The organism is Streptomyces sp. NPDC104226 (assembly GCF_055584085.1).
In genome coordinates this window covers 214220-232987 of record NZ_JBVJMS010000007.1, presented here as the reverse complement: position 1 = coordinate 232987, position 18768 = coordinate 214220, and the positions used below count along the sequence as shown (strand labels likewise).

Below are 18768 nucleotides of genomic sequence, written 5' to 3'. Positions count from 1 at the left end.
CCGCTTGGAGAAATTGCCCCGCCGTCACCGGGGGCACCCCTGAACCGGCAGACTGCTGACATGACAGCCAGGACCTCTCCGACGCACCGGCAGCGGCGTGTGGGCGCGGAGTTGCGCAGGATGCGAGTCGCCGCCGACGTCTCCGCTGAGTCGGCGGCTGCCGCTCTGAACGTCAGCCGCTCCCAGCTCTCGGCGATCGAACAGGGACTTCGCGCGGTCAGCGAAGAGCGCCTACGAACCTTGGCTGTGCGTTGCGGAGTGACGGACAAGCCCTACGTCGACAAGCTGTCCGCCCTGGCACAGCCGCGGGACCGCGGCTGGTGGGAGGCGTACCGCGGTGCGATCCCGCAGGGCCTGATCGACATCTCCGAGCTGGAGTGGCACGCCACCCGGCTGTGCACGGTGCAGACCGTCCACCTTCCGGGGCTGCTCCATCAAGGCTCCTACGCCCGAGCCGTCTTCGGCTCGGTGCTACCCGCGCTCCCTCCGTCCGAGGTCGAGATGCGCGTGGCACACCGCCTGAAGCGACAGCAGGTGCTGGAAGGCGACGACGCCCGCCCGTACGACGCGTACGTCCACGAGGCCGCACTGCGCATGCAGTTCGGCGGCCGCCGGGCCACCCGGGAACAGCTTGAGTACCTCTGCGAGGTCTCGGGGCGGGACAACCTCACGCTCCGCGTCCTGCCCGTGGAGACGGGGGCCTTCCCGGGTGCCGGACACGCGATGCTCTACGCCGAAGGCGCGGTCCCCCAACTCGACACCGTGCAACTCGACTCGGCCCACGGCCCCGAGTTCATGCACGACGAGGCACAGCTCTCGAAGTACCAGTCCCACATCCACTGGATGGACAAGCACGCACTGACGCCAGGTGCATCCCGCGAGTTCATCCACGCAATCGCCAGACACCTCTAAGGAGCCCCCGATGGCCGACATCGACTGGGAAGACGCCTTCTGCGGCGAAGGAAACAACTGCTACCGGATCGGGGTGGACGGGGACGGCAACAGCTACATAGCCGTCTCCGGGCAGGAGGACGCGTACCTCACGGACACCCGCGAGGCCCTGCGCCAGCTGATCCGGGACATCAAGGCCGGCAAGGCGGACCACCTCCTGGCGGAGTGACTCCGGCCCGCCCGAAAAGGAATGGATCAAGCCGAGGCCGCCTCCCTATATTGGCGCGGGGGACAAGGGACAGGAGGTGGGGCCGGTGAAGCTTGCCGAGGCACTTGCGGAACGTAAGGACACCGCGCGGCGCGTAGAGCAGCTACGGGCACGTGTGGTCAGCAATGCCCGTTACCAGGAGGGCGAGCCGCCCGCCGAGGACGCCGCGCAGCTGCTGGCGGAAGCCGGTGACGCGCTGGACTCCCTGGAGTCCCTGATCCGGCGGATCAACCGGACCAACGCCGCGCTCGACATGGGTCCCGACGGCACCCTCACCGACGCACTCGCCCGCCGGGACGTCCTGCGCCTGCGCCACTCGGTGGTCACGGCTGCGGCGGACGCGGCGGCGGGTTCCGGCAACCGGGGTCACGGCCGGCAGCTGCGGTCCGAACTGGTGACGCTCTCGGCGCTGCCGGTCTCGGAACTGCGTGCCCGGGCCGACGTACTGGCACGGGAGATCCGCGAGATCGACGTACGCATCCAGCGTACGAACTGGGAAGCCGACCTGCTGGACTGAACGGTCCGGCAGGACGGGGTCATGTGGAGCAGGTAGTCGCTTCGGAGGCGAGCACAAACCGAGGGGCCGGCGGTTTTCCGGCCCACTTCTTGGTGTGTGAAGAGCAACGCAGGGGTTCGACTCCCCTATGACAGTGCAGCTCAGCACGGCACACAAGTAACAGTGCACAACACACGGCACACCACCACGTGCAGGTCCGAAGCGGTGAGGGCGGGTTCGGGGCTTTCCACACGGCCTCTGCCGGCGGTCACGGTCGACATCGTCGACGGTGACCGCCGGTTTTGCTTACGGGGCGGGGCGGCCTACTGGCCGCTGCTCCGCGGGAAGGTGATCTCCACGCGGCGGTTCTTCTTGCGGCCTTCCTCGGTGCCGTTGTCGGCGATCGGGTAGTCCTCGCTGTAGCCGCGCACGTCGAACTTGACCGCCGGGTTGGTGACGGTCTTCGCCAGCTCGGCCTGGACGGCGTCGGCGCGCTTCTTCGAGAGCTCCTTGCCGTGCTCGTAGCTGCCCTGGTCATCGGTGAAACCGAAGACTCGGACGGTGGTGGCCTTCTGGGAGTTGATCTCCTGCGCGATGGCCTGGATACGGGCGGCGGCCTGGGCGTTGAAGATGGCGCTGTCCTCGGGGAACATCACCTCGGATTGCAGGGCCATCATGACGGTTTGGTTGGTCTCCTGGCGGCGCTGCTCACCTCCGATGTCCTCGACTACCTCCACCATGTCCAGCACCTTGACGGGTGCGAGCACACCGCCCTGCGGGAGCTTCAGTCCTGGGGAATCAGCTTTGATGGGCACGGGCGCCGAGGCCGAGGGCTCGGTCCCGGGAGGCACGGAGGGCGTGACGTCGTCCGCATATGCGCTGGTCGCTCCGACGAAGTGGGCACCGGCGATGACAAGGCCGGCTACGGCTGTTGCAGCTGTGGTGCGATGGCGTTTAGTCATGGAGTCACCCGGAGATTTTGACGGTGGCCGCGGCGAAGCTCGGCAAGCCGAACGCGACCTCGGTCGTACTTGTAGGCGGTGCGGGGTACTGCGCGAAGATGGGGACACTTTCCCCGGCCTTGATTGGCGTCAGTCCCGTGGTGCACGCGCACCTTCCCTCGGTGTCACGCAGCACGTAGTACCGCTTCTTGCCCGCAGTATCGACCACAGTGGCCCCAGCGATCGATGCCGGGCTAGCGGTCTTCTCGTCACCGCGCCAGGTAGCCATCTGCGAGAACGTCGAGGAGCCCGTGTTCTTGATCCGCCCGCTGACGGTGAGGTATCCGTCTTGGTTGCGCACAGCCGAATTGATCTCCAGGATCACACCCGCGGGCCCTTGCGAAGTAGCGATGACCTCAACAGGTTCCGATCCCTTTGACCCAGTGGGTGCAGGCTGTGAAGCCTGGCTTTCCTGACTCTGAGGAGTGGCGGACTTCTGCGGCTCCTTTGCCTGATCGTCGCCTCCGCCGCATCCGGCCAACCCGAGGGCCAAGACCGCCGCAACCGCAACGGCCGCTCCCCCGCGGACCTTCGCCTTCTGCCGCATGCTCATGTACGCCGTTTCCTTGTCTCTCGTTCGATGTCAGTCGGCCAGTCGCACAACGAAGAGTTTCCTCGCCAGCTTGTACAGAGAACCTGGATCCGACGGATTGACGATGATCACCGATCCATCCCGGCACTGAATGTCGACAGGCCCGCCACCCTCGGGCGGTGGCGGGGTAGTCGCTGGCTGCAGGGAGCACCGTGGTTCGATCAAGGCCGTAGCCCTGGCGGTGGCACGCATGTTCTCGGTCCCCGGGATGACCGAGTCCCCGACCGTGCCGTTGGTCGTCACCATGACGGTGAACTCTGGTACATCGAAAGCGCATTCCGCAGTGGCATCGTTCGTGGCGGCGAAGGCATTCGCCTGGGCACAGGCCCCCGCGGTATCGAAGCGACGGCCTCTGATGATCTCCTCCCACTCCTCCGGTGTGAGGGTGAGGAGGTTCCTGCCCCTGAACGCGTTGTCCCTGACCTCCTGCGCAGCCGCGAGCGCCGCCGCGTCGGCGGCACCCTGGGCATCGCTGCGCGTGGCCCCCGCCATCCCTACGACGACGAAGGCCAACGCGGCAAAGAGCAAGAGGGCCATCATCACGGCATAGAAGGGGAGGACCTGGCCCCGATCACGCGAGCCTGACACAGCTATCAGGTGGTGATGTCGGTCAAGACCTCTGAGATGGCGTTCGCGATGTTGGCCGCAAGCCCCGACCCGATGATCGCCGCGATGATCAACGCGATGATCACGATGATCCCCAGATACTCGAAGACCGTCTGCCCCTCGTCCGCGCCCCGCCGCAGGCGGTTCTTCCGTTCGACGATCGCCTTGAGCAGCTTGAGGTTCTGCATGGGAGTCCTCTCCAGAGCCGGCGTCGATTTCGGTCCGCGGACGGTACTTCGACGCACCAGCAGTTGCAAAGGGTCCCGGGACCCAATTACGGACCCACTGCGCACTCCGTCTACCCATGGCCAGCCACCCCCGGACGGGCGGTTCCCAGCCAACGGGCTATCGCCTCGCTCCTGGTGGCGGTCTGGAGCTTCGCGAAGATCCGGTTGATGTGGTTCTTGACCGTCTTCTCGCTGATAAAGCAACTGGCTGCGATCTGCTGGTTACTCATGCCGGATGCGATGAGATCCATGACCTCCTCCTCACGCGAACTCAGGCCGTAGACAGCATGGTTGGGAAGACGCTCCGAAGACTGTCCCACAGTTCGTTGCGGATGCGAAGAGGCCCGGAGTTCCGTGAGTACCGCGCTCGCCGCCGTCGGGCTGAAGTGGGCGCGGCCCGCGCGGACGTCGCGGACGGCCGTCACGAGGTGGTCCGGCGTGAATTCGCCGTGCACCAAGTAGCCTCCTGCACCCAGCAGCAGGGCCTCGCGGACGATCTCCGACTCCTGGCTGTACGTCAGCATCAGGACCGGGGCGAGCTGGACGAGGTGCGGGAGCGCCGAGATGCCGTCCACGCCCGGCATCCGGACGTCCAGCAGGATCACGTCGGGGGTGCGGAGGCGCGTCAGGTGCAGGGCCTCGCGGCCGTCTGCCGCCTCCCCCGCCACCTCTATGTCCTCCGCGGTGGACAGGAGGGCCGCCAGGCCGGCCCGTACGACCGGGTTGTCATCGGCGATCAGGACGCGCAGCGGGGCCGCCATCACGCACCACCGCCGGAGGCGGGCGCGGGGAGTGCCGCCAGTGGCAGGGTCAGCCGGACCAGGGTTCCCGGGCGCCCGTCGGGCCGGGCTCCGATGTGGAGGCGGGCGCCGATCGCGGTGGCTCGTTCCGCCATGCCGAGGAGGCCGAAGCGGCCCGCGGAGGACAGGGCCGCGACGTCCACGCCGCCGGCCAGGCCCAGGCCCAGGCCCCGGCCGTCGTCCTCGATCACCAGCACCAGGTCGGTGTCCTCCACAGCTGCCGCCACCGTGATGCGTGCCGCGTCCGCGTGGCGGCGGGCGTTCTCCACCGCCTCCCCCGCCACCGCCAGCACGTGGCGGGCCACCGGGGAGGGGACGACGGGGAGGGGGCCGTTCACCCGCAGCTCGGCGGCCGAGGGGTCGAGGCGGGTCCGGAGTTCGGTGGCCAGGGAGACGCCCGGGGCGTCCAGGTCCCGGCGCAGGTCGGCCAGTACGTCCCGGGACTCCGTCGCCGCGCGGCGGGCCGCTCCGGCCACCAGCCCGGCCTGGCGGCGGAGGGATTCCGGGTCGGTGGTGCGGGTCAGGGAGTCGGCGGCGAGGGCCAGGCCGTGCAGGGTCTTCGCGACGGAGTCGTGGAGCTCCCGGGCCAGGTGGTCCCGCTCCGCCTGGACCGCTTCGGCCACCGCCAGGCGGGCCCGGGTCTCCAGGAGGGCCTGGCCGGCCGTGCCGAAGCGGAGGAGCAGGTCGCGGAGGCTGGCTCCGATCGCGCCCGCCAGGACGCAGAGCATCGACAGCATCAGGGCTTCGGCGACCACTGCCACCACGGCCGCCTGGATGCCTGCGTAGACCGCCGATCCGCGCCAGCCGTAGACGATCCCGGCCAGGAGCGGGGTGCACACCGAGGCGAGGAGGAGCGGGGAGCCGGGGGTGGCGGTGACGAGGAGCAGGCCGCTGAAGATCCAGTCGACGGCCAGGGGCCAGCGGTGGCGCAGGAGCAGCGGTCCGAAGCGCTCCCAGTCGCGGAACAGGGCGTAGGACAGCATGAAGGTGAGGAGGACCGCGCCGCCCGCCAGGTGGGTCGGTGTGCCGGGTGCCGTGCGGCTCAGGACCACCGGGGTGCCGAGGGCGATCATGACCAGGCGGAACGCGAAGACCTGGCGGCACAGCGCCTGCAGGGCGTTGACCTGGAGGGCGATCGGCAGTTTCACCGCGGGGCGGGCGGTGGACGGCCGGTCCCGTGCGGCGGTGTACGCCGTGATGTCCAGCGAGGTGGCGGTCATGGCTCAGCCGCCCCCGAACAGGCCGCTGAAGTCGACGTCGGCTCCGTACACGAACCCGCCGATGAGGAGGATCATCGTGCCCGGCAGCATGAACGTGGTCACGGCGAAGGTGGCCCGCGGGACGGCCTTCGCGGCCCGGCGGCGGGCGTTCTGGGCGTCGGTGCGGCGCATGTCCTCGGCGATGGCGATCAGGGTGTCGACGATCGGGGAGCCGAGCTCCTCGCCCTGCTGGAGGGCGGTGACGAACTGGGCGACCTGCTCGGAGTCGTTGCGGCGGCGCAGCTCGTCGAAGGCCTGGCGGCGGCTGACGCCCATGGTCATCTGTTGCAGGGTGATCCGGATCTCGTCGGACCAGGGGCCTTCGTACTTGTCCGCCACCCGTTCCAGGGCCGGCCGGAAGCCGATCCCGGCGCTGACGACCACCGCCAGGACGTCCAGGAAGTCGGGCAGGGTCCGCTCGATGTGGTTGCGGCGGATCTGGATGGCCGACCAGAGGCCGGCTTCGATCCAGAACACCCCGAAGGCGACCATGAGGAGGGCCAGTACCAGTTGCCCGTTGATCAGCATCGCGAAGGCGCCCACGCCGCCCAGGAAGGCGTAGACCGCGCGGCGGGCGGCGTAGCGGTCGATGGTCAGGCCGGAGGGGTTGCCGGCGCGGTCGATCTGGCGGCGTTTGCGCGCCACCCGGTCGGGGCCCATCAGGCGCAGTATCAGCGGCGCGTAGCGGATGCCGGCGCGGTCGATGAGGGAGCCGACGGCGGTGGTGCGGGTGGCGCCGACCTCCAGGGCGAGCATGAGGTCGGTCGGGAGCCTGGTGTCGGCGCGGTAGAGGCGGATGCCGTGGAAGATGCCGAGGACCGACAGGGCGACGGCGAGGGCCAGGAGCAGGGCGGTCATGTCGGCCTCCTCAGACGGCGATCTTGGTCAGGCGGCGGATGAAGACGAAGCCGAGCGCGAAGAGGCCGAGGGCGACCAGGACGGCGGCCTGCCCGACCACGGACCCCGTCATGCGGTCGAGCGCGCCGGGCATCATCGCGTCGACCAGGAGCAGGGAGCCGACGCCCATGACCGGTACCAGGTACGCGGTGACCGTCACCTGGGACAGCTGCGTACGGACCTCACGGCGGGTTTCCTTGCGCTGTTCCAGCGTCACCGTGAGGTTGCGCAGGCTGCCGACGATGGCGCCGCCCGCCCGGGCCGACAGGACGAGGGTGGAGACCAGGACGACCAGCTCCCGGGAGGGGAGGCGTTCCTCGATCTCGCCCAGGGCCTCCTCCATGGAGTGCCCCACCGCGAGCCGGTCGGCGACCCGGGCCAGTTCCTCGCCGGCCGGGGCGTCCAGTTCCTCGGCGGCCATGCCGATGGCGGTGCGCAGGGCCAGGCCGGCCTGGGTGGCGTTGGCGAGGATCCGGGCCACGTCGGGGAGCTGGTTGATGAACCGCTCGGTGCGGCGGGCCCGTTGCCAGTTGAGGAAGGCGTTGGCTCCCCACAGGGCGATCAGGCCGGCCACCGGGCCGAAGAACGGGGCCAGGAAGGAGGCCGCGATCAGCCAGATCCCGGCGACCGCGGCCAGCATGTAGACGAAGTACTCGCCGACGGTGAGGTCCAGGCCGGTGACCGCGAGCTTGCGCTCGATGCCGCGGCCGAGCTGGGTCCTGCGCAGGCGCCGGTCCACGCCGGGGAAGCGGCGGCGCCGGCCGAGGGGGGCCGGGAGGCCGGTCGCCGAGAGCCGCTCGATGAGCGCGGCGCGCTGGGCGCGGCCGGTGGCGTAGGCGTGGATGCCGAGGACCGCCAGCACGCAGGTCAGCAGCGTGGCGCCGAGGGTGAGGGAGATCAGTGGGTTCACAGGGCGGTCCGGTTGATGCGGGCGGGGAGGGGGCCGGCCAGCGGATCGGTCAGCGGGTCGTGGTACGCGGCCTGGCGCGGGTCGTGCAGGGGTGCCTCCGCCGGGGCGACGCCGAAGGCCTGCGGGATCGGCTGGTTGTTCATGTACAGGCGGTCCGCGAGCCAGCGGGGCAGCGGGTAGTACTCGAAGCGGCCGTGGACGCGACCGTCGGGGCTCATGGGCAGCGCGGCGAAGCGGCAGACCGTGGTGATGCGGAAGGGCTCGCGGCCGTGCGATTCGAGGAGGGAGATCTCGGTGATGCGGCGCTGGCCGTCGCCGAAGCGGGTGAGCTGGACGATGATGTGGACGGCGCTGTTGATCTGGTCCTGGAGCGCCTCGAAGGGGACCTCCACCTCCGACATGGAGGCGAGGGTCTGCAGGCGCATCAGGGCGTCGATCGCGCTGTTCGCGTGGACGGTGGCGAGCGAGCCGTCGTGGCCGGTGGACATCGCCTGGAGCATGTCGAGCGTCTCGCCGCCGCGGACCTCGCCGACGATGATGCGGTCGGGGCGCATGCGCAGGGAGTTGCGGACCAGGTCGCGGATGGTGATCTGCCCCTTGCCCTCCACGTTCGGCGGCCGGGATTCGAGCCGGATGACGTGCGCCTGCTGGAGCTGGAGCTCGGCGGAGTCCTCGATGGTGATGATGCGCTCGCCCTCGGGGATCAGTCCGGAGAGGGCGTTGAGGAGGGTGGTCTTGCCGGTGCCGGTGGCGCCGGAGACGATCACGTTCAGCTTGGCCGTCACCAGGCCCGACAGGAGGAGCAGCATCTGCTCGTCGAGCGACCCGAGGCCGATCATCTCGTGCAGGGTGAAGGCCCGGGGGAAGCGCCGGATCGTGAGGGTGGCGCCGGTCAGCGAGAGCGGCGGGATGATGACGTTGACGCGCTCGCCGCTGGGGAGGCGGGCGTCGACCATCGGATTGGCCTCGTCCACGCGGCGGTTGACCGTGGAGACGATGCGCTCGATGGTCTGCATCAGCTGCTCGTGCGAGGCGAAGCGGAGCGGGAGCTGCTCCACGCGGCCGGCGCGCTCCACGAAGATCTGGTCGGGGCCGTTGACCATGATCTCGGAGATGGTGGGGTCTTCGAGGAGCGGTTCGAGCACGCCGAGGCCGAGCGCCTCGTCGACGACGCGGCGGATGAGCTGGGAGCGCTCGACGGTGGAGAGGACCGGGCCCTCGCGGCTGATGATGTGGCCGAGTACGCGCTCCAGGCGCGCGCGGCGCTCCGCGGGCGCGAGCGCGGACATCTCGGCGAGGTCGATCTCCTCCAGCAGCTTGGCGCGGTACGAGGAGACCAGGCGGCCGTCCTCGCGCGGATTGTGCCGCTCGTCGGGGGTGTTGACCCTGGAACGCAGGCTCATGGTCCGGTCACCTCGGGGTCGTCGTTGGGCATGACTGCGCTCCCCTGGACCGGAAAGTCGCCGATTCCGGGCACGACGGATTCGACCGTGAGGGTCACCGTCATCCTGACCGAGGCCCGGTTCCTGGACAGCTCGAAGGTCGCTCCCCGCGCGAGGTTCGCCGAGATCGCCGCCCGCCCGGCGGCCGCGCCCGCGCCCGGCTCGCGCGCCTCCACGCGGGCGGCCGTACGGGCCGCGGTCTGGGCCTGCTGCACCACGTACGCGGACCAGCCCAGCTGCATGCCGCCGAGTCCGACCAGCAGCAGGATGGGGAGGAAGCCGAGGTACTCGAGGGAGATCGCGCCCTTGTCGCGATCACCTCGGCGCAGACCGCTGAGCCGTATCCGGTTCATCTCAGTCCCTCCTCCTTGGGGGAGCCGCCCTTGCCGGTGATGGGTTCACCGATGTTGAGCTGCGGGAGCAGGACCGGCAGGCCGATCCGGACCTCGGCGGTGTAGACGTCCCCCGACGTCCCGCAGGTCACGGAGAACGAGCCCCAGCCGCTGCCGATGTGCTCCCCCGCGGCCTCCTGGCACGCGCCGGCCCCGCGCACCGCGCCGGCCCGGGCCGCCTCGTCGGCCGCGTTTCCGGCCAGGGAGAAGGCGTAGCCGATCAGCACCATCTCCCAGACCGCCACCACGGCCAGCAGGATCCAGGGCAGCATGCCGACGAACTCGATCACGAGCTGTCCGTCGTCCCCGCGCTCCCGCCACCGGAACCGTCTCCGGCCGGCCACCCCTCAGCCCTCCCGCCCGCGCCGCGACCAGGAGCCGAGGGCTCCCCGGTCTCCGCGCAGCCGCGCCACCGGCCCGGAGCCCCGCACGGCCAGGGCCGCGCCCGGCTCGGTGGCCGCCGGGGCGTCCGGCGCCTCCGGGGCGGTCAGCAGGCCCAGTTCGCCGGCCACCGTCCACAGGGCCTGCTTGACCGTCGAGCGGTTGTCGAGGTCCTGGACGCGGCCCGCGTCGACGACGGCCTGGAGTTCCTTGAAGTTGGCCGGCACGGGGGTGCGGACCGACCGGGTCTTGGTGATCTTCTCGATCAGGGCGGGCTGGATCTCGGTCTGCTTGGACCAGCGGTTGACGACCATGGTGGTCTCCTCCGCCTTCCTGACCTGGAGCCGCTCCCACATCCGGACCATCCGCTTGGCCGCCCGTACCGCGACCACGTCGGGGGTGGTGACCAGGACGGCCACGTCGGCCAGTTCCACGGCCGCCGCGTTGGCGCCGGTGACCTGGGTGCCGCAGTCGATGACGACCAGTTCGTAGCGGGCGCGCAGGGCGGCGACGACGTGCCGGGCGGCCCGGTCGTCGACCTCCTCGCCCCGTTCGCCGTCGGCCGGGGCCAGGAGCAGCGCGAGGCCGGTGCGGTCGTCGTAGACGGCGTCCTGCAGGACGCGCGGGGAGATGTCCTGGATGCCGGCGAGGTCGGCGACGGAGCGGCGGAACTGCACGTCGAGGTACGAGCCCACGTCGCCGGCCTGGAGGTCCAGGTCGACCAGGGCCGTGCGCCGCCCGGCCGCGACCGCCGCCAGCGCGAACTGCACGGCCGCGAAGGTGGCGCCGACCCCGCCCTTGGCGCCGGTGACCGTGACCACCTTGCCGCCCGGGCCGCTGGGCAGTTCCGGGCCCCGGCCCAGGTGGCGGCGTACGCCCACGGACCACTGGGAGGCGGCCTGGACGCGGGCGGCGAGCTCCTCGTAGGCGAGGGGCAGGCCGATCAGGCCGCGGGCGCCGGAGTCCATGGCGGCGGAGAAGAGGGCGGGGCTCGCGTCGGAGGTGAGGAGGACGACTCCGACCGCGGGGAAGCGCAGGGCGACCTCGCGGATCAGCTCCAGGGCGGGGAGCGGACCGATCCGCTCGTGGACGAGGACCACCTCGGGCAGCTCGTCGATCGAATCGCTCGCGAGCCGGGCGAGGGTGTCGAGGAGGGAGGTGGAGTCGGGGACGGGGCCGGCCGGTTCGGCCCCCGGGAGCTGGCTGAGCAGGGTGGCGATGGCGCGGGCGGACTCCTGGTCGCCGACCGCGGGGAGGATTCGGGTGGTCATCGGCGCCTCACCGGTCCCCTTCGAGGGTGTAGAAGTGGTCGCCCGGGTTGGGCGCCGAGTCGGTGCCGGGTGCCACCAGGGCCAGGCGTACGTGCACGGCGAAGGACTCGGCGTAGGCCACGCGCTGGGTGTCCTTGGTGGACAGGGCGAAGGTGATCGGGACGGCGTCGACGGGGCTCTTCTTGTCGGCGTCCTTGCTGTCGATCGGGGTGAGCCTGCCGACGTTGATGACGCGGGCGTTGGCCACCATGAGCACGGAGGTGTCGGGGTCGGTCGGCTTCTTGCCCTTGTAGGTGCCGATGATGTTGACCTTGGCTCCGGGGGTGACCTTGCCGGCGACGCCCGTGGAGGCGTCGATCATGATCGCGATCTCCTGCTCCCCGGCCTGGAGCTTCGGCTTGTCGACGAACATGTCGTTCTGGAGCAGCGAGCCCTTCTTCAGGGAGGTGAGCGCCAGCTTGTCCTTGAGCACGCCCAGATCGGTGACGGCGGTCTCGGACAGCCACCGCTTGGGGACCGTGACCTCCTCGAACTGGCCGGCCGCCAGGGGGGTGTACGGGGCTATGTCGCCCTTCACCCGGTAGGCGACGACCTCGTTGCCGACCTTGGAGTTGACGTCTCCCATCACCACGAGGACTCCGCCGAAGGCGGCGAGGGCGCACAGGACCGACAGGATCAGCAGGATGACGCCGCGGCGCTGGCGTGAGTTCATGTGCGTCGTACCTCGCCGTTCTTCATTCGTTCGGGCCGGTCAGTGTCTGGATCTGGATCTGGGGCGGAGCCGGTCCGCGGGGGTGGCCGCGGAGGCCTCCTGCGGAGGCGGCTGCGGTGCGAGGAGCGGGGCGGAGCAGAAGCTGCAGCGGTCGCCGATGAGCTCGAAGCCGCACCAGCGGCACTCCTCGCGGCGGACCGAGGCGACGAGCTGGTAGAGCACGGAGGGGTCGGGGATGGCGGCCGCGAACTCCACCAGCTTCGGCGTGGCCCACCAGGCGGCCGAGTCCGCGGGCAGCGGGTTCTCCATGACGCCCTGGACCCGCCAGGCGGGGGCCAGGTCGGAGGCCACCCAGTCGGAGGTGAGCTGGCCGCGGGCGAAGGTGAGGTGGGTGGCGAAGTCGGGGCCCGGGGGGAGGGTGGCGCCGCCGCCGTGGGTTCCGCCGGAGCCCGAGCCCAGTTTGACCAGGTGCGGGGTCGGATGGGCCAGTACGGCGAACTGGGCGTTCGGAGACCAGGACTTGGCGTGCGCCTTCAGCCCGACCTGTACCCGGTCCAGCTTGGCGACCGAGCCGAGCAGTGCGCCCGCGTAGATGTAGTGGGCGAGTAAGCGGGCGGCGGAGGCCAGGACGCCGGGGCTGAAGTCGCAGACGCTGAGCTGGCGCAGCTGACGCACCAGCAGGGCGGTTCCCAGCGGCGGGAGATCGACGTCGACGAGTGCGATCCGGTCGGTTTCCAGGATGGCCCGGACGGTGTGCAGGCGGCGGACGGCGGAGGCGCGGAGCCAGGAGGGCACGAGGACCACCAGGTGGCCGTGGCGCTCCAGCAGGCCGGCCGTCTGGGCGAGCGCGCCGTCGAGGTCGAGCTCCTCGGGCGGCGGCAGTACGGCGGCGGCCGGGGTGTGCCGGTCCGGGGCCGGCAGCACCAGATCGGCGCTGGTGACAGCAATGGCGATCGGCATGCGCATCCCCCCGTTCACCCCGTCGTCCACGGGCGTTCCCCTGACCGCGGCGGGTGCGCGCATGCTGCGCGACCGCAAACGATCAACACCCTTCCCCCTTGCCCGAGCACCATATCCACGTCCTTCCTGACAGGGCAGGGCCTTGCACATTCCCGTGCCTCCGGCACGTGTCACGGGGGGCGGGAAAATCCGGACAACAGGGATCGCAAGTCGACGGGCAGGTCGATCAGTTCAAGCCATATTGCAAAGACTCTTGACATGGACATTGGACTAGACCAACTTGGCCGCAGGGCACCCCACGGCCCCGAACCCGCCCCACACGCTTGCCCTGGTCCTGCACCACGCCTGCCCCGAACCCGATCCGGAACACCTCTCTGACGCGTCCTCACTTCCCCACTCCCCCCACGGAGCCCACGTGAACCGCATACGTTCCCTCGCCATCCCGCTCGCCGTCACCCTCGCCGCCGCCGGCCTCACCGCCGTGGCCACCGGCACCGCCCAGGCCGCCGACGTCAACGTCGTCCGCAACGGCGGCTTCGAGTCCGGACTCGCCAACTGGACGTGCACCTCCGGCAGCGGCGAGGTCGTCTCCTCCCCCGTCTTCGCGGGGGCCGGCGCCCTCAAGGCCACCCCGGCGGGCCAGGACAACGCCCGGTGCAGCCAGGTCGTCACCGTCAAGCCGAACTCGACCTACACGCTCAGCCAACAGGTCAACGGCTCGTACGTGTACCTCGGCGCGACCGGGACCGGCACCCAGGACGTCTCCACCTGGACCCCCGGCACCGGCGGCGGCTTCCAGAAGCTGTCCACCACCTTCACCACCGGCCCGAGCACCACCCAGGTCACCGTCTACACCCACGGCTGGTACGGCCAGCCCGGTTTCGTGGTCGACGAGTTCAGCGTCTTCGGCCCCGACGGCGGAGGCGGCACCGACCCCGGGCCGTCCATCCCCGGCGCGCCGTCGGGCAGCGCCGTTTCCGGCCAGAGCTCCAGCGGGCTCACCCTTTCGTGGAACGCGGTCAGCGGGGCGGCCGGGTATTACGTGTATCAGGACGGCGTCCGCGTCCAGACCGTGACCTCGGGCACCTCCGCGCAGATCACCGGGCTCGCCGCGTCGACCACGTACTCCTTCCAGGTGAGCGCGTACAACGCGGCCGGCGAGGGCGTGAAGGGTGCGGCCGTCCCCGGCACCACCACGAGCGGCGGGGGCGGCAATCCGAACCCCTCGGTGCCCAAGCACGCGGTGACCGGCTACTGGCAGAACTTCAACAACGGCGCGACCGTCCAGAAGATCTCCGACGTCTCCGCGCAGTACGACATCATCGCCGTCTCCTTCGCCGACGCCACGAGCACGCCCGGCGCCATCACCTTCAACCTCGACTCGGCCGGCCTCGGCGGCTACACGGTCCCCCAGTTCAAGGCGGACATCGCCGCGAAGAAGGCGGCCGGCAAGTCCGTCATCCTCTCCATCGGCGGCGAGAAGGGCACCATCTCGGTCAACGACTCGGCGTCCGCGAACAACCTCGCGAACTCCGCGTACGCGCTGATGCAGGAGTACGGCTTCACCGGGATCGACATCGACCTGGAGAACGGCCTGAACCCGACCTACATGACCCAGGCGCTGAAGGCGCTGTCGGCGAAGGCCGGACCCTCGATGGTCCTCACCATGGCCCCGCAGACCATCGACATGCAGTCGACGGCGGGCGGCTACTTCAAGACGGCCCTCGCCGTGAAGGACATCCTCACCGTCGTCAACATGCAGTACTACAACAGCGGCGCGATGCTCGGCTGCGACGGCAAGGTCTACTCCCAGGGCTCGGTGGACTTCCTCACCGCGCTGGCCTGCATCCAGCTGGAGGGCGGGCTCGACCCCTCGCAGGTGGGCATCGGGGTCCCGGCCTCCCCCAGCGGCGCGGGCAGCGGCTACGTCTCGCCGACCATCGTGAACAACGCGCTGGACTGCCTGGCCAGGGGCACGAGCTGCGGCAGCTTCAAGCCCTCGAAGACCTACCCGGGGCTGCGCGGCGCGATGACCTGGTCGACCAACTGGGACGCCAAAGCGGGTAGCGCTTGGTCCAACGCGGTGGGTCCGAAGGTCCACGGCCTGCCGTAGCAGGTAGGTGTGTGGGGATGGCTGGTTTGAGGTTCTTGACCCGGACATGCCACGAGAGCACGCTGTGCGCGTCCGCACGGCTACCCCCACACTCCCACCAGGAGAACGCATGCGGCTCCACCACCGCCGAAGGGCCGCCGTCACGGCGGCCCTTCTCGCGCTCGCGCTCGGCGCACCCGCCTACGGCCTGAGCGCGACGGCAGCCCCGCCGCCCACCCCGTCGACCGCCACCCAGGACGAGTCGATCACCCAGTACGAGATCCAGGGCCCGTCCACGGCGACGGAACGCACCGCCCTGCTCCGTACCGGCATCTCGATCGACGAGGTGGACGCCCGCTCGGTCGTCGTCAGCGCCGACCCGATGCAGGCCAAGAAGCTGCGCGCCCTCGGCTACGAGCTGACCGCGCTGCCCGGACCGCCGGACCGCTCCGACGGGCGCGACATCGCCGCCGGGATCAACGACTTCCCGTCGAAGGACGCGCTCTACCACAACTACGCCGAGGCGAACGCGGAGATCAACCAGCGCATCGCCCAGTACCCCTCGATCATGAGCAAGCAGGTCATCGGAAAGTCCTACGAAGGCCGCGACCTCATCGCGATCAAGATCAGTGACAACGTTGCGACCGACGAGGCCGAGCCCGAGGTGCTCTTCACCGCGCACCAGCACGCCCGCGAGCACCTGACGGTCGAGATGGCCCTCTACCTGCTCAAGGAGTTCGGCTCCAAGTACGGGACGGACTCGCGGATCACCAACGCGGTCAACGGGCGCGAGATCTGGATCATCCCGGACCTCAACCCCGACGGCGGCGAGTACGACATCGCCTCCGGCTCGTACCGCTCCTGGCGCAAGAACCGGCAGCCGAACTCCGGCTCCTCCTACGTCGGCACCGACGAGAACCGCAACTGGAACTACAAGTGGGGCTGCTGCGGCGGCTCCAGCTCCAGCAAGAGCTCCGAGACCTACCGGGGCCCGGCCGCCGAGTCGGCGCCCGAGGTCAAGGTCGTCTCGGACTTCGTGCGCAGCCGCGTGATCGGCGGCAAGCAGCAGATCAAGGCCGCCATCGACTTCCACACGTACAGCGAGCTCGTGCTGTGGCCGTACGGGTGGACGTACAACGACACGGCGCCCGGACTGACCGCCGACGACCTGGCCGTGTACAAGAAGATCGGCACCAGCATGGCGGCCAGCAACGGCTACACGCCCGAGCAGTCGAGCGACCTGTACATCACGGACGGGACGATCGACGACTGGCTGTGGGGCAACCAGAAGATCTTCGCCTACACCTTCGAGATGTACCCGACCGGCTCGGGCGGCGGCGGCTTCTACCCGCCGGACGAGGTCATCGACCGCGAGACGGCGCGCAACAAGGACGCGGTGCTGCAGCTCCTGGAGAACGCGGACTGCATGTACCGGTCGATCGGCAAGCAGGCGCAGTACTGCCCGTAGTGCCCGCTGCCACGTGAGCCGGGGCGCCCCACCGCCAGGGGGGCGCCCCTTCGCGCGTGCCGGCCCGGCCAGATCCGGAAGAGACGGCCTAGTCCTTCTCCGCCTCCTGGGCGTTGCGCCAGATGGTGAGGTCGACGGTGAGGTACTTGGTCGACTCCTTGGCGCCCGTCCGGCCGCGGAAGGTCGCCACCGCGATGTGCCCGGCCTTGCTCAGCACGCAGACCTGCGAACCGTCCGTGAGCTCGTCGAGGCCGACCTTCTCGGTGAAGCGGGTCACCGCGCGGCAGGTCTCCAGGGAACCCTTCTCGGAGTTGTTCAGCAGGACGATCTTGCCGTTGTCCGTGCCGAACTTCTCGTCCCCGAACAGGGTGTCCCGGTAGTAGAAGAGGTCCCCCGAGCCGTAGAGCACGCCGCTCTTGGTCTCGGCCGGGCGCGGCGGATTGTCGGCGAGCATCACCTGGTGGTTCTCGGGCATCTCGATGTGCTGGTACGAGACCGGCTGCGGGTCGGCGCGCTTGCCGTTCCCGCCCGGCGAGGCGCTCGCGCTCGCCGTGCCACCGCCGCCGCTGCCGGGCGACCCGGCCGCGCCGTCCTTCTTGTCGCCGTCCGGCAGCAGGGACCCGATGACGGCGAGCCCGATGACCGCACCCACGACGGACAGGGTGACGATCAGCCCGGTCCGCTTGGGACGGGCCGGGGCGGGCGGGTACGTGGGCTGCCCCCATCCCGGCTGCGCGTAGGCGGGCTGGGCGTACGCGGGCTGCGGGCGCGGGGGCTGCGCGTACGCGGGCTGCCCGAACGAAGGCTGCGGGTGCGCCGGCTGCGGGTGCGTCGGCTGCCCGTACCCGGGCGGTGTCCCGTAGCCGGTCGGGGCCGTCGGCGGTCCGGTCGGGGCCGGAGCGGGCTGCGCAGCGGCGGCCTGGGTCGCGGCGGCGGCGAGACCGGTGGGCGCGTAGCCGGGCGCGGCGGCGGGTGCCGGGGGCGGGCTCGCGGCCGGAGGCTGCGCGGAGACCTCGGTCGGCACCGGCGTGGCCGGCCGCGGCGGCGGGGTGGGCGCCGGTGCGGGCAGCGACTGCACCCGCTCGGTGATGGAACCGGCGACCGCGCGCGGCAGCCAGTCCTCGCCCTGGCGCAGCGGCTCGGCGCCGGCGGCCTCGTTGCACAGCGCGATGACCTCGGTCAGCGCGGGCCGGTCGGCCGGGTCGCGGCTGAGGCAGCGGGTCACCAGGGGCCGCAGCTCCTCGGGCAGCCCGCCGAGGTCGGGGTCCTCGTGCACGATGCGGTAGAGCACGGCGTGCGAGGGCCCGTCGCCGTAGACGGAGGACCCGATGGCCGCGAAGGCGGCGATCTGGCCGAGGGCGAAGACGTCGGTGGCCGGGGTGATCGTGCCCGCCGAGGCCTGCTCGGGCGCCATGAACGCCGGGGTGCCGATGCTGACGCCCGTGCTGGTCAGGGCGGTGGTGTCGGCTGCGCGGGCGATGCCGAAGTCGATGACGCGCGGGCCGTCGGAGGCGAGGAGCACGTTGGCGGGCTTCAGGTCGCGGTGGACGATGCCCGCTCCGTGGATGACGGTCAGGGCCTCCGCGACCCCGACGGCCAGCAGCAGCACGCTGCGCGGCGGCAGTGCGCCGTGGTGGGCCACGGCGTGCGCGAGGGAGGGGCCGGGCACGTAGGCCGTGGCCAGCCAGGGCTGGGCGCCCTCGGTGTCCGAGTCGATGACGGGGGCGGTGTAGAGCCCCTGGACCCGCTCCGCGGACCGTACTTCCTGCTGGAAGCGCCGCCGGAACTCGGGGTCCTCGCCGAACTCGGACCGGATCACCTTGATGGCGATGGGGCGGCCGCCCGGCGTGTACGAGAGGTACACCTTGCCCATGCCGCCCGCGCCGAGCACCGCCGCGAGCCGGTAGCCGCCCACGACCTCCGGGTCGTCCGCCTTGAGCGGTTGGAAGATTCCTGCCGAAGGTGCGCTGCTCATTGAGGATCCGTCCCTGCTAGCGGCGTCCCGGCCCCCGCCGGCGCCCCGAAGTCACCCGCGAGGGTACCCAATGGGCGGCCGTCGTCCCACCGGGACGGACGGCGTTCCCGGCGGCGGGAGTTGGCCCG

The 18768-nt window shown here is 70.7% G+C and carries 20 protein-coding genes; 5 read left to right on the top strand and 15 right to left on the bottom strand.

Annotated elements, in window-relative coordinates:
- Positions 1 to 60 precede the first annotated feature (60 nt).
- The 3 genes from ACZ60J_RS23005 to ACZ60J_RS22995 all read left to right on the top strand — a co-directional run bounded on the left by ACZ60J_RS23005 (position 61) and on the right by ACZ60J_RS22995 (position 1676).
- Complete coding sequence (locus ACZ60J_RS23005; RefSeq protein ID WP_469684468.1) at positions 61 to 912, top strand: helix-turn-helix domain-containing protein; 852 nt, start codon at positions 61 to 63, stop codon at positions 910 to 912.
- Positions 913 to 922: 10 nt separating this feature from the next.
- The gene (locus tag ACZ60J_RS23000; protein WP_469684466.1) at positions 923 to 1120 is read left to right on the top strand and encodes a hypothetical protein; all 198 of its coding nucleotides are present in this window, start codon (positions 923 to 925) and stop codon (positions 1118 to 1120) included.
- Positions 1121 to 1205: 85 nt separating this feature from the next.
- On the top strand, positions 1206 to 1676 hold the full coding sequence (locus tag ACZ60J_RS22995; protein ID WP_469684464.1) for a DIP1984 family protein: 471 nt from the start codon (positions 1206 to 1208) through the stop codon (positions 1674 to 1676).
- Between the two features lie 302 nt (positions 1677 to 1978).
- Here ACZ60J_RS22995 and ACZ60J_RS22990 read toward each other — a convergent pair whose 3' ends face one another.
- From ACZ60J_RS22990 to ACZ60J_RS22925, 14 genes are all read right to left on the bottom strand, one after another.
- Positions 1979 to 2395, bottom strand: coding sequence for an OmpA family protein (locus tag ACZ60J_RS22990; protein WP_469684462.1), 417 nt, complete (start codon positions 2393 to 2395; stop codon positions 1979 to 1981).
- A gap of 226 nt (positions 2396 to 2621) precedes the next feature.
- Entirely contained in the window at positions 2622 to 2981 is a 360-nt protein-coding gene (locus tag ACZ60J_RS22985; protein WP_383941552.1) for a hypothetical protein, read from the bottom strand.
- Positions 2982 to 3239: 258 nt separating this feature from the next.
- Positions 3240 to 3836: a pilus assembly protein TadG-related protein gene (locus ACZ60J_RS22980; protein ID WP_469684460.1), complete on the bottom strand. Its 597-nt coding sequence runs from the start codon at positions 3834 to 3836 to the stop codon at positions 3240 to 3242.
- A gap of 5 nt (positions 3837 to 3841) precedes the next feature.
- Positions 3842 to 4042 (bottom strand): hypothetical protein, encoded by a 201-nt coding sequence (locus tag ACZ60J_RS22975; protein WP_469684458.1) that lies wholly within the window; start codon positions 4040 to 4042, stop codon positions 3842 to 3844.
- A gap of 110 nt (positions 4043 to 4152) precedes the next feature.
- Entirely contained in the window at positions 4153 to 4842 is a 690-nt protein-coding gene (locus tag ACZ60J_RS22970) for a response regulator (RefSeq protein WP_469684456.1), read from the bottom strand.
- The gene (locus ACZ60J_RS22965; RefSeq protein ID WP_469684454.1) at positions 4842 to 6101 is read right to left on the bottom strand and encodes a sensor histidine kinase; all 1260 of its coding nucleotides are present in this window, start codon (positions 6099 to 6101) and stop codon (positions 4842 to 4844) included. Before ACZ60J_RS22965 ends, ACZ60J_RS22970 begins: the two co-directional genes overlap by 1 nt.
- Before the next feature lie 3 nt (positions 6102 to 6104).
- Positions 6105 to 6998 (bottom strand): DUF5936 domain-containing protein, encoded by an 894-nt coding sequence (locus ACZ60J_RS22960; protein WP_469684453.1) that lies wholly within the window; start codon positions 6996 to 6998, stop codon positions 6105 to 6107.
- Between the two features lie 10 nt (positions 6999 to 7008).
- Positions 7009 to 7947: a type II secretion system F family protein gene (locus ACZ60J_RS22955; protein WP_469684451.1), complete on the bottom strand. Its 939-nt coding sequence runs from the start codon at positions 7945 to 7947 to the stop codon at positions 7009 to 7011.
- Complete coding sequence (locus tag ACZ60J_RS22950) at positions 7944 to 9350, bottom strand: CpaF family protein (RefSeq protein ID WP_469684449.1); 1407 nt, start codon at positions 9348 to 9350, stop codon at positions 7944 to 7946. Before ACZ60J_RS22950 ends, ACZ60J_RS22955 begins: the two co-directional genes overlap by 4 nt.
- Complete coding sequence (locus ACZ60J_RS22945) at positions 9347 to 9742, bottom strand: TadE/TadG family type IV pilus assembly protein (protein ID WP_469684448.1); 396 nt, start codon at positions 9740 to 9742, stop codon at positions 9347 to 9349. Before ACZ60J_RS22945 ends, ACZ60J_RS22950 begins: the two co-directional genes overlap by 4 nt.
- On the bottom strand, positions 9739 to 10125 hold the full coding sequence (locus tag ACZ60J_RS22940; protein WP_469684446.1) for a TadE/TadG family type IV pilus assembly protein: 387 nt from the start codon (positions 10123 to 10125) through the stop codon (positions 9739 to 9741). The genes ACZ60J_RS22945 and ACZ60J_RS22940 overlap by 4 nt, the downstream gene beginning before the upstream one ends.
- Positions 10126 to 10128: 3 nt before the next feature.
- Complete coding sequence (locus tag ACZ60J_RS22935) at positions 10129 to 11433, bottom strand: AAA family ATPase (protein ID WP_469684444.1); 1305 nt, start codon at positions 11431 to 11433, stop codon at positions 10129 to 10131.
- Between the two features lie 7 nt (positions 11434 to 11440).
- Positions 11441 to 12145, bottom strand: coding sequence for a Flp pilus assembly protein CpaB (gene cpaB / locus ACZ60J_RS22930; protein WP_469684442.1), 705 nt, complete (start codon positions 12143 to 12145; stop codon positions 11441 to 11443).
- A 39-nt stretch (positions 12146 to 12184) separates the two neighbouring features.
- Entirely contained in the window at positions 12185 to 13105 is a 921-nt protein-coding gene (locus tag ACZ60J_RS22925) for a hypothetical protein (protein ID WP_469684440.1), read from the bottom strand.
- A 415-nt stretch (positions 13106 to 13520) separates the two neighbouring features.
- Between ACZ60J_RS22925 and ACZ60J_RS22920 the strand changes: the two genes are divergently transcribed.
- Together ACZ60J_RS22920 and ACZ60J_RS22915 are read left to right on the top strand one after the other, a co-directional pair.
- Complete coding sequence (locus ACZ60J_RS22920) at positions 13521 to 15218, top strand: chitinase (RefSeq protein WP_469684438.1); 1698 nt, start codon at positions 13521 to 13523, stop codon at positions 15216 to 15218.
- A gap of 109 nt (positions 15219 to 15327) precedes the next feature.
- Positions 15328 to 16665, top strand: a complete 1338-nt coding sequence (locus tag ACZ60J_RS22915; RefSeq protein WP_469684436.1) for a M14 family metallopeptidase — start codon at positions 15328 to 15330, stop codon at positions 16663 to 16665.
- A gap of 88 nt (positions 16666 to 16753) precedes the next feature.
- Here the strand turns inward: ACZ60J_RS22915 and ACZ60J_RS22910 are convergent, their stop codons facing one another.
- Positions 16754 to 18640, bottom strand: coding sequence for a serine/threonine-protein kinase (locus tag ACZ60J_RS22910; RefSeq protein ID WP_469684434.1), 1887 nt, complete (start codon positions 18638 to 18640; stop codon positions 16754 to 16756).
- Positions 18641 to 18768: the final 128 nt, after the last annotated feature.

Coding starts and splice junctions, on each gene's coding strand:
- ACZ60J_RS23005 (WP_469684468.1), top strand. CDS start 61: ATGACAGCCAGGACCTCTCCGACGCACCGGCAGCGGCGTGTGGGCGCG.
- ACZ60J_RS23000 (WP_469684466.1), top strand. CDS start 923: ATGGCCGACATCGACTGGGAAGACGCCTTCTGCGGCGAAGGAAACAAC.
- ACZ60J_RS22990 (WP_469684462.1), bottom strand. CDS start 2,395: ATGGTGGAGGTAGTCGAGGACATCGGAGGTGAGCAGCGCCGCCAGGAG.
- ACZ60J_RS22975 (WP_469684458.1), bottom strand. CDS start 4,042: ATGCAGAACCTCAAGCTGCTCAAGGCGATCGTCGAACGGAAGAACCGC.
- ACZ60J_RS22970 (WP_469684456.1), bottom strand. CDS start 4,842: ATGGCGGCCCCGCTGCGCGTCCTGATCGCCGATGACAACCCGGTCGTA.
- ACZ60J_RS22965 (WP_469684454.1), bottom strand. CDS start 6,101: ATGACCGCCACCTCGCTGGACATCACGGCGTACACCGCCGCACGGGAC.
- ACZ60J_RS22960 (WP_469684453.1), bottom strand. CDS start 6,998: ATGACCGCCCTGCTCCTGGCCCTCGCCGTCGCCCTGTCGGTCCTCGGC.
- ACZ60J_RS22950 (WP_469684449.1), bottom strand. CDS start 9,350: ATGAGCCTGCGTTCCAGGGTCAACACCCCCGACGAGCGGCACAATCCG.
- ACZ60J_RS22945 (WP_469684448.1), bottom strand. CDS start 9,742: ATGAACCGGATACGGCTCAGCGGTCTGCGCCGAGGTGATCGCGACAAG.
- ACZ60J_RS22935 (WP_469684444.1), bottom strand. CDS start 11,433: ATGACCACCCGAATCCTCCCCGCGGTCGGCGACCAGGAGTCCGCCCGC.
- cpaB (WP_469684442.1), bottom strand. CDS start 12,145: ATGAACTCACGCCAGCGCCGCGGCGTCATCCTGCTGATCCTGTCGGTC.
- ACZ60J_RS22925 (WP_469684440.1), bottom strand. CDS start 13,105: ATGCCGATCGCCATTGCTGTCACCAGCGCCGATCTGGTGCTGCCGGCC.
- ACZ60J_RS22915 (WP_469684436.1), top strand. CDS start 15,328: ATGCGGCTCCACCACCGCCGAAGGGCCGCCGTCACGGCGGCCCTTCTC.
- ACZ60J_RS22910 (WP_469684434.1), bottom strand. CDS start 18,640: ATGAGCAGCGCACCTTCGGCAGGAATCTTCCAACCGCTCAAGGCGGAC.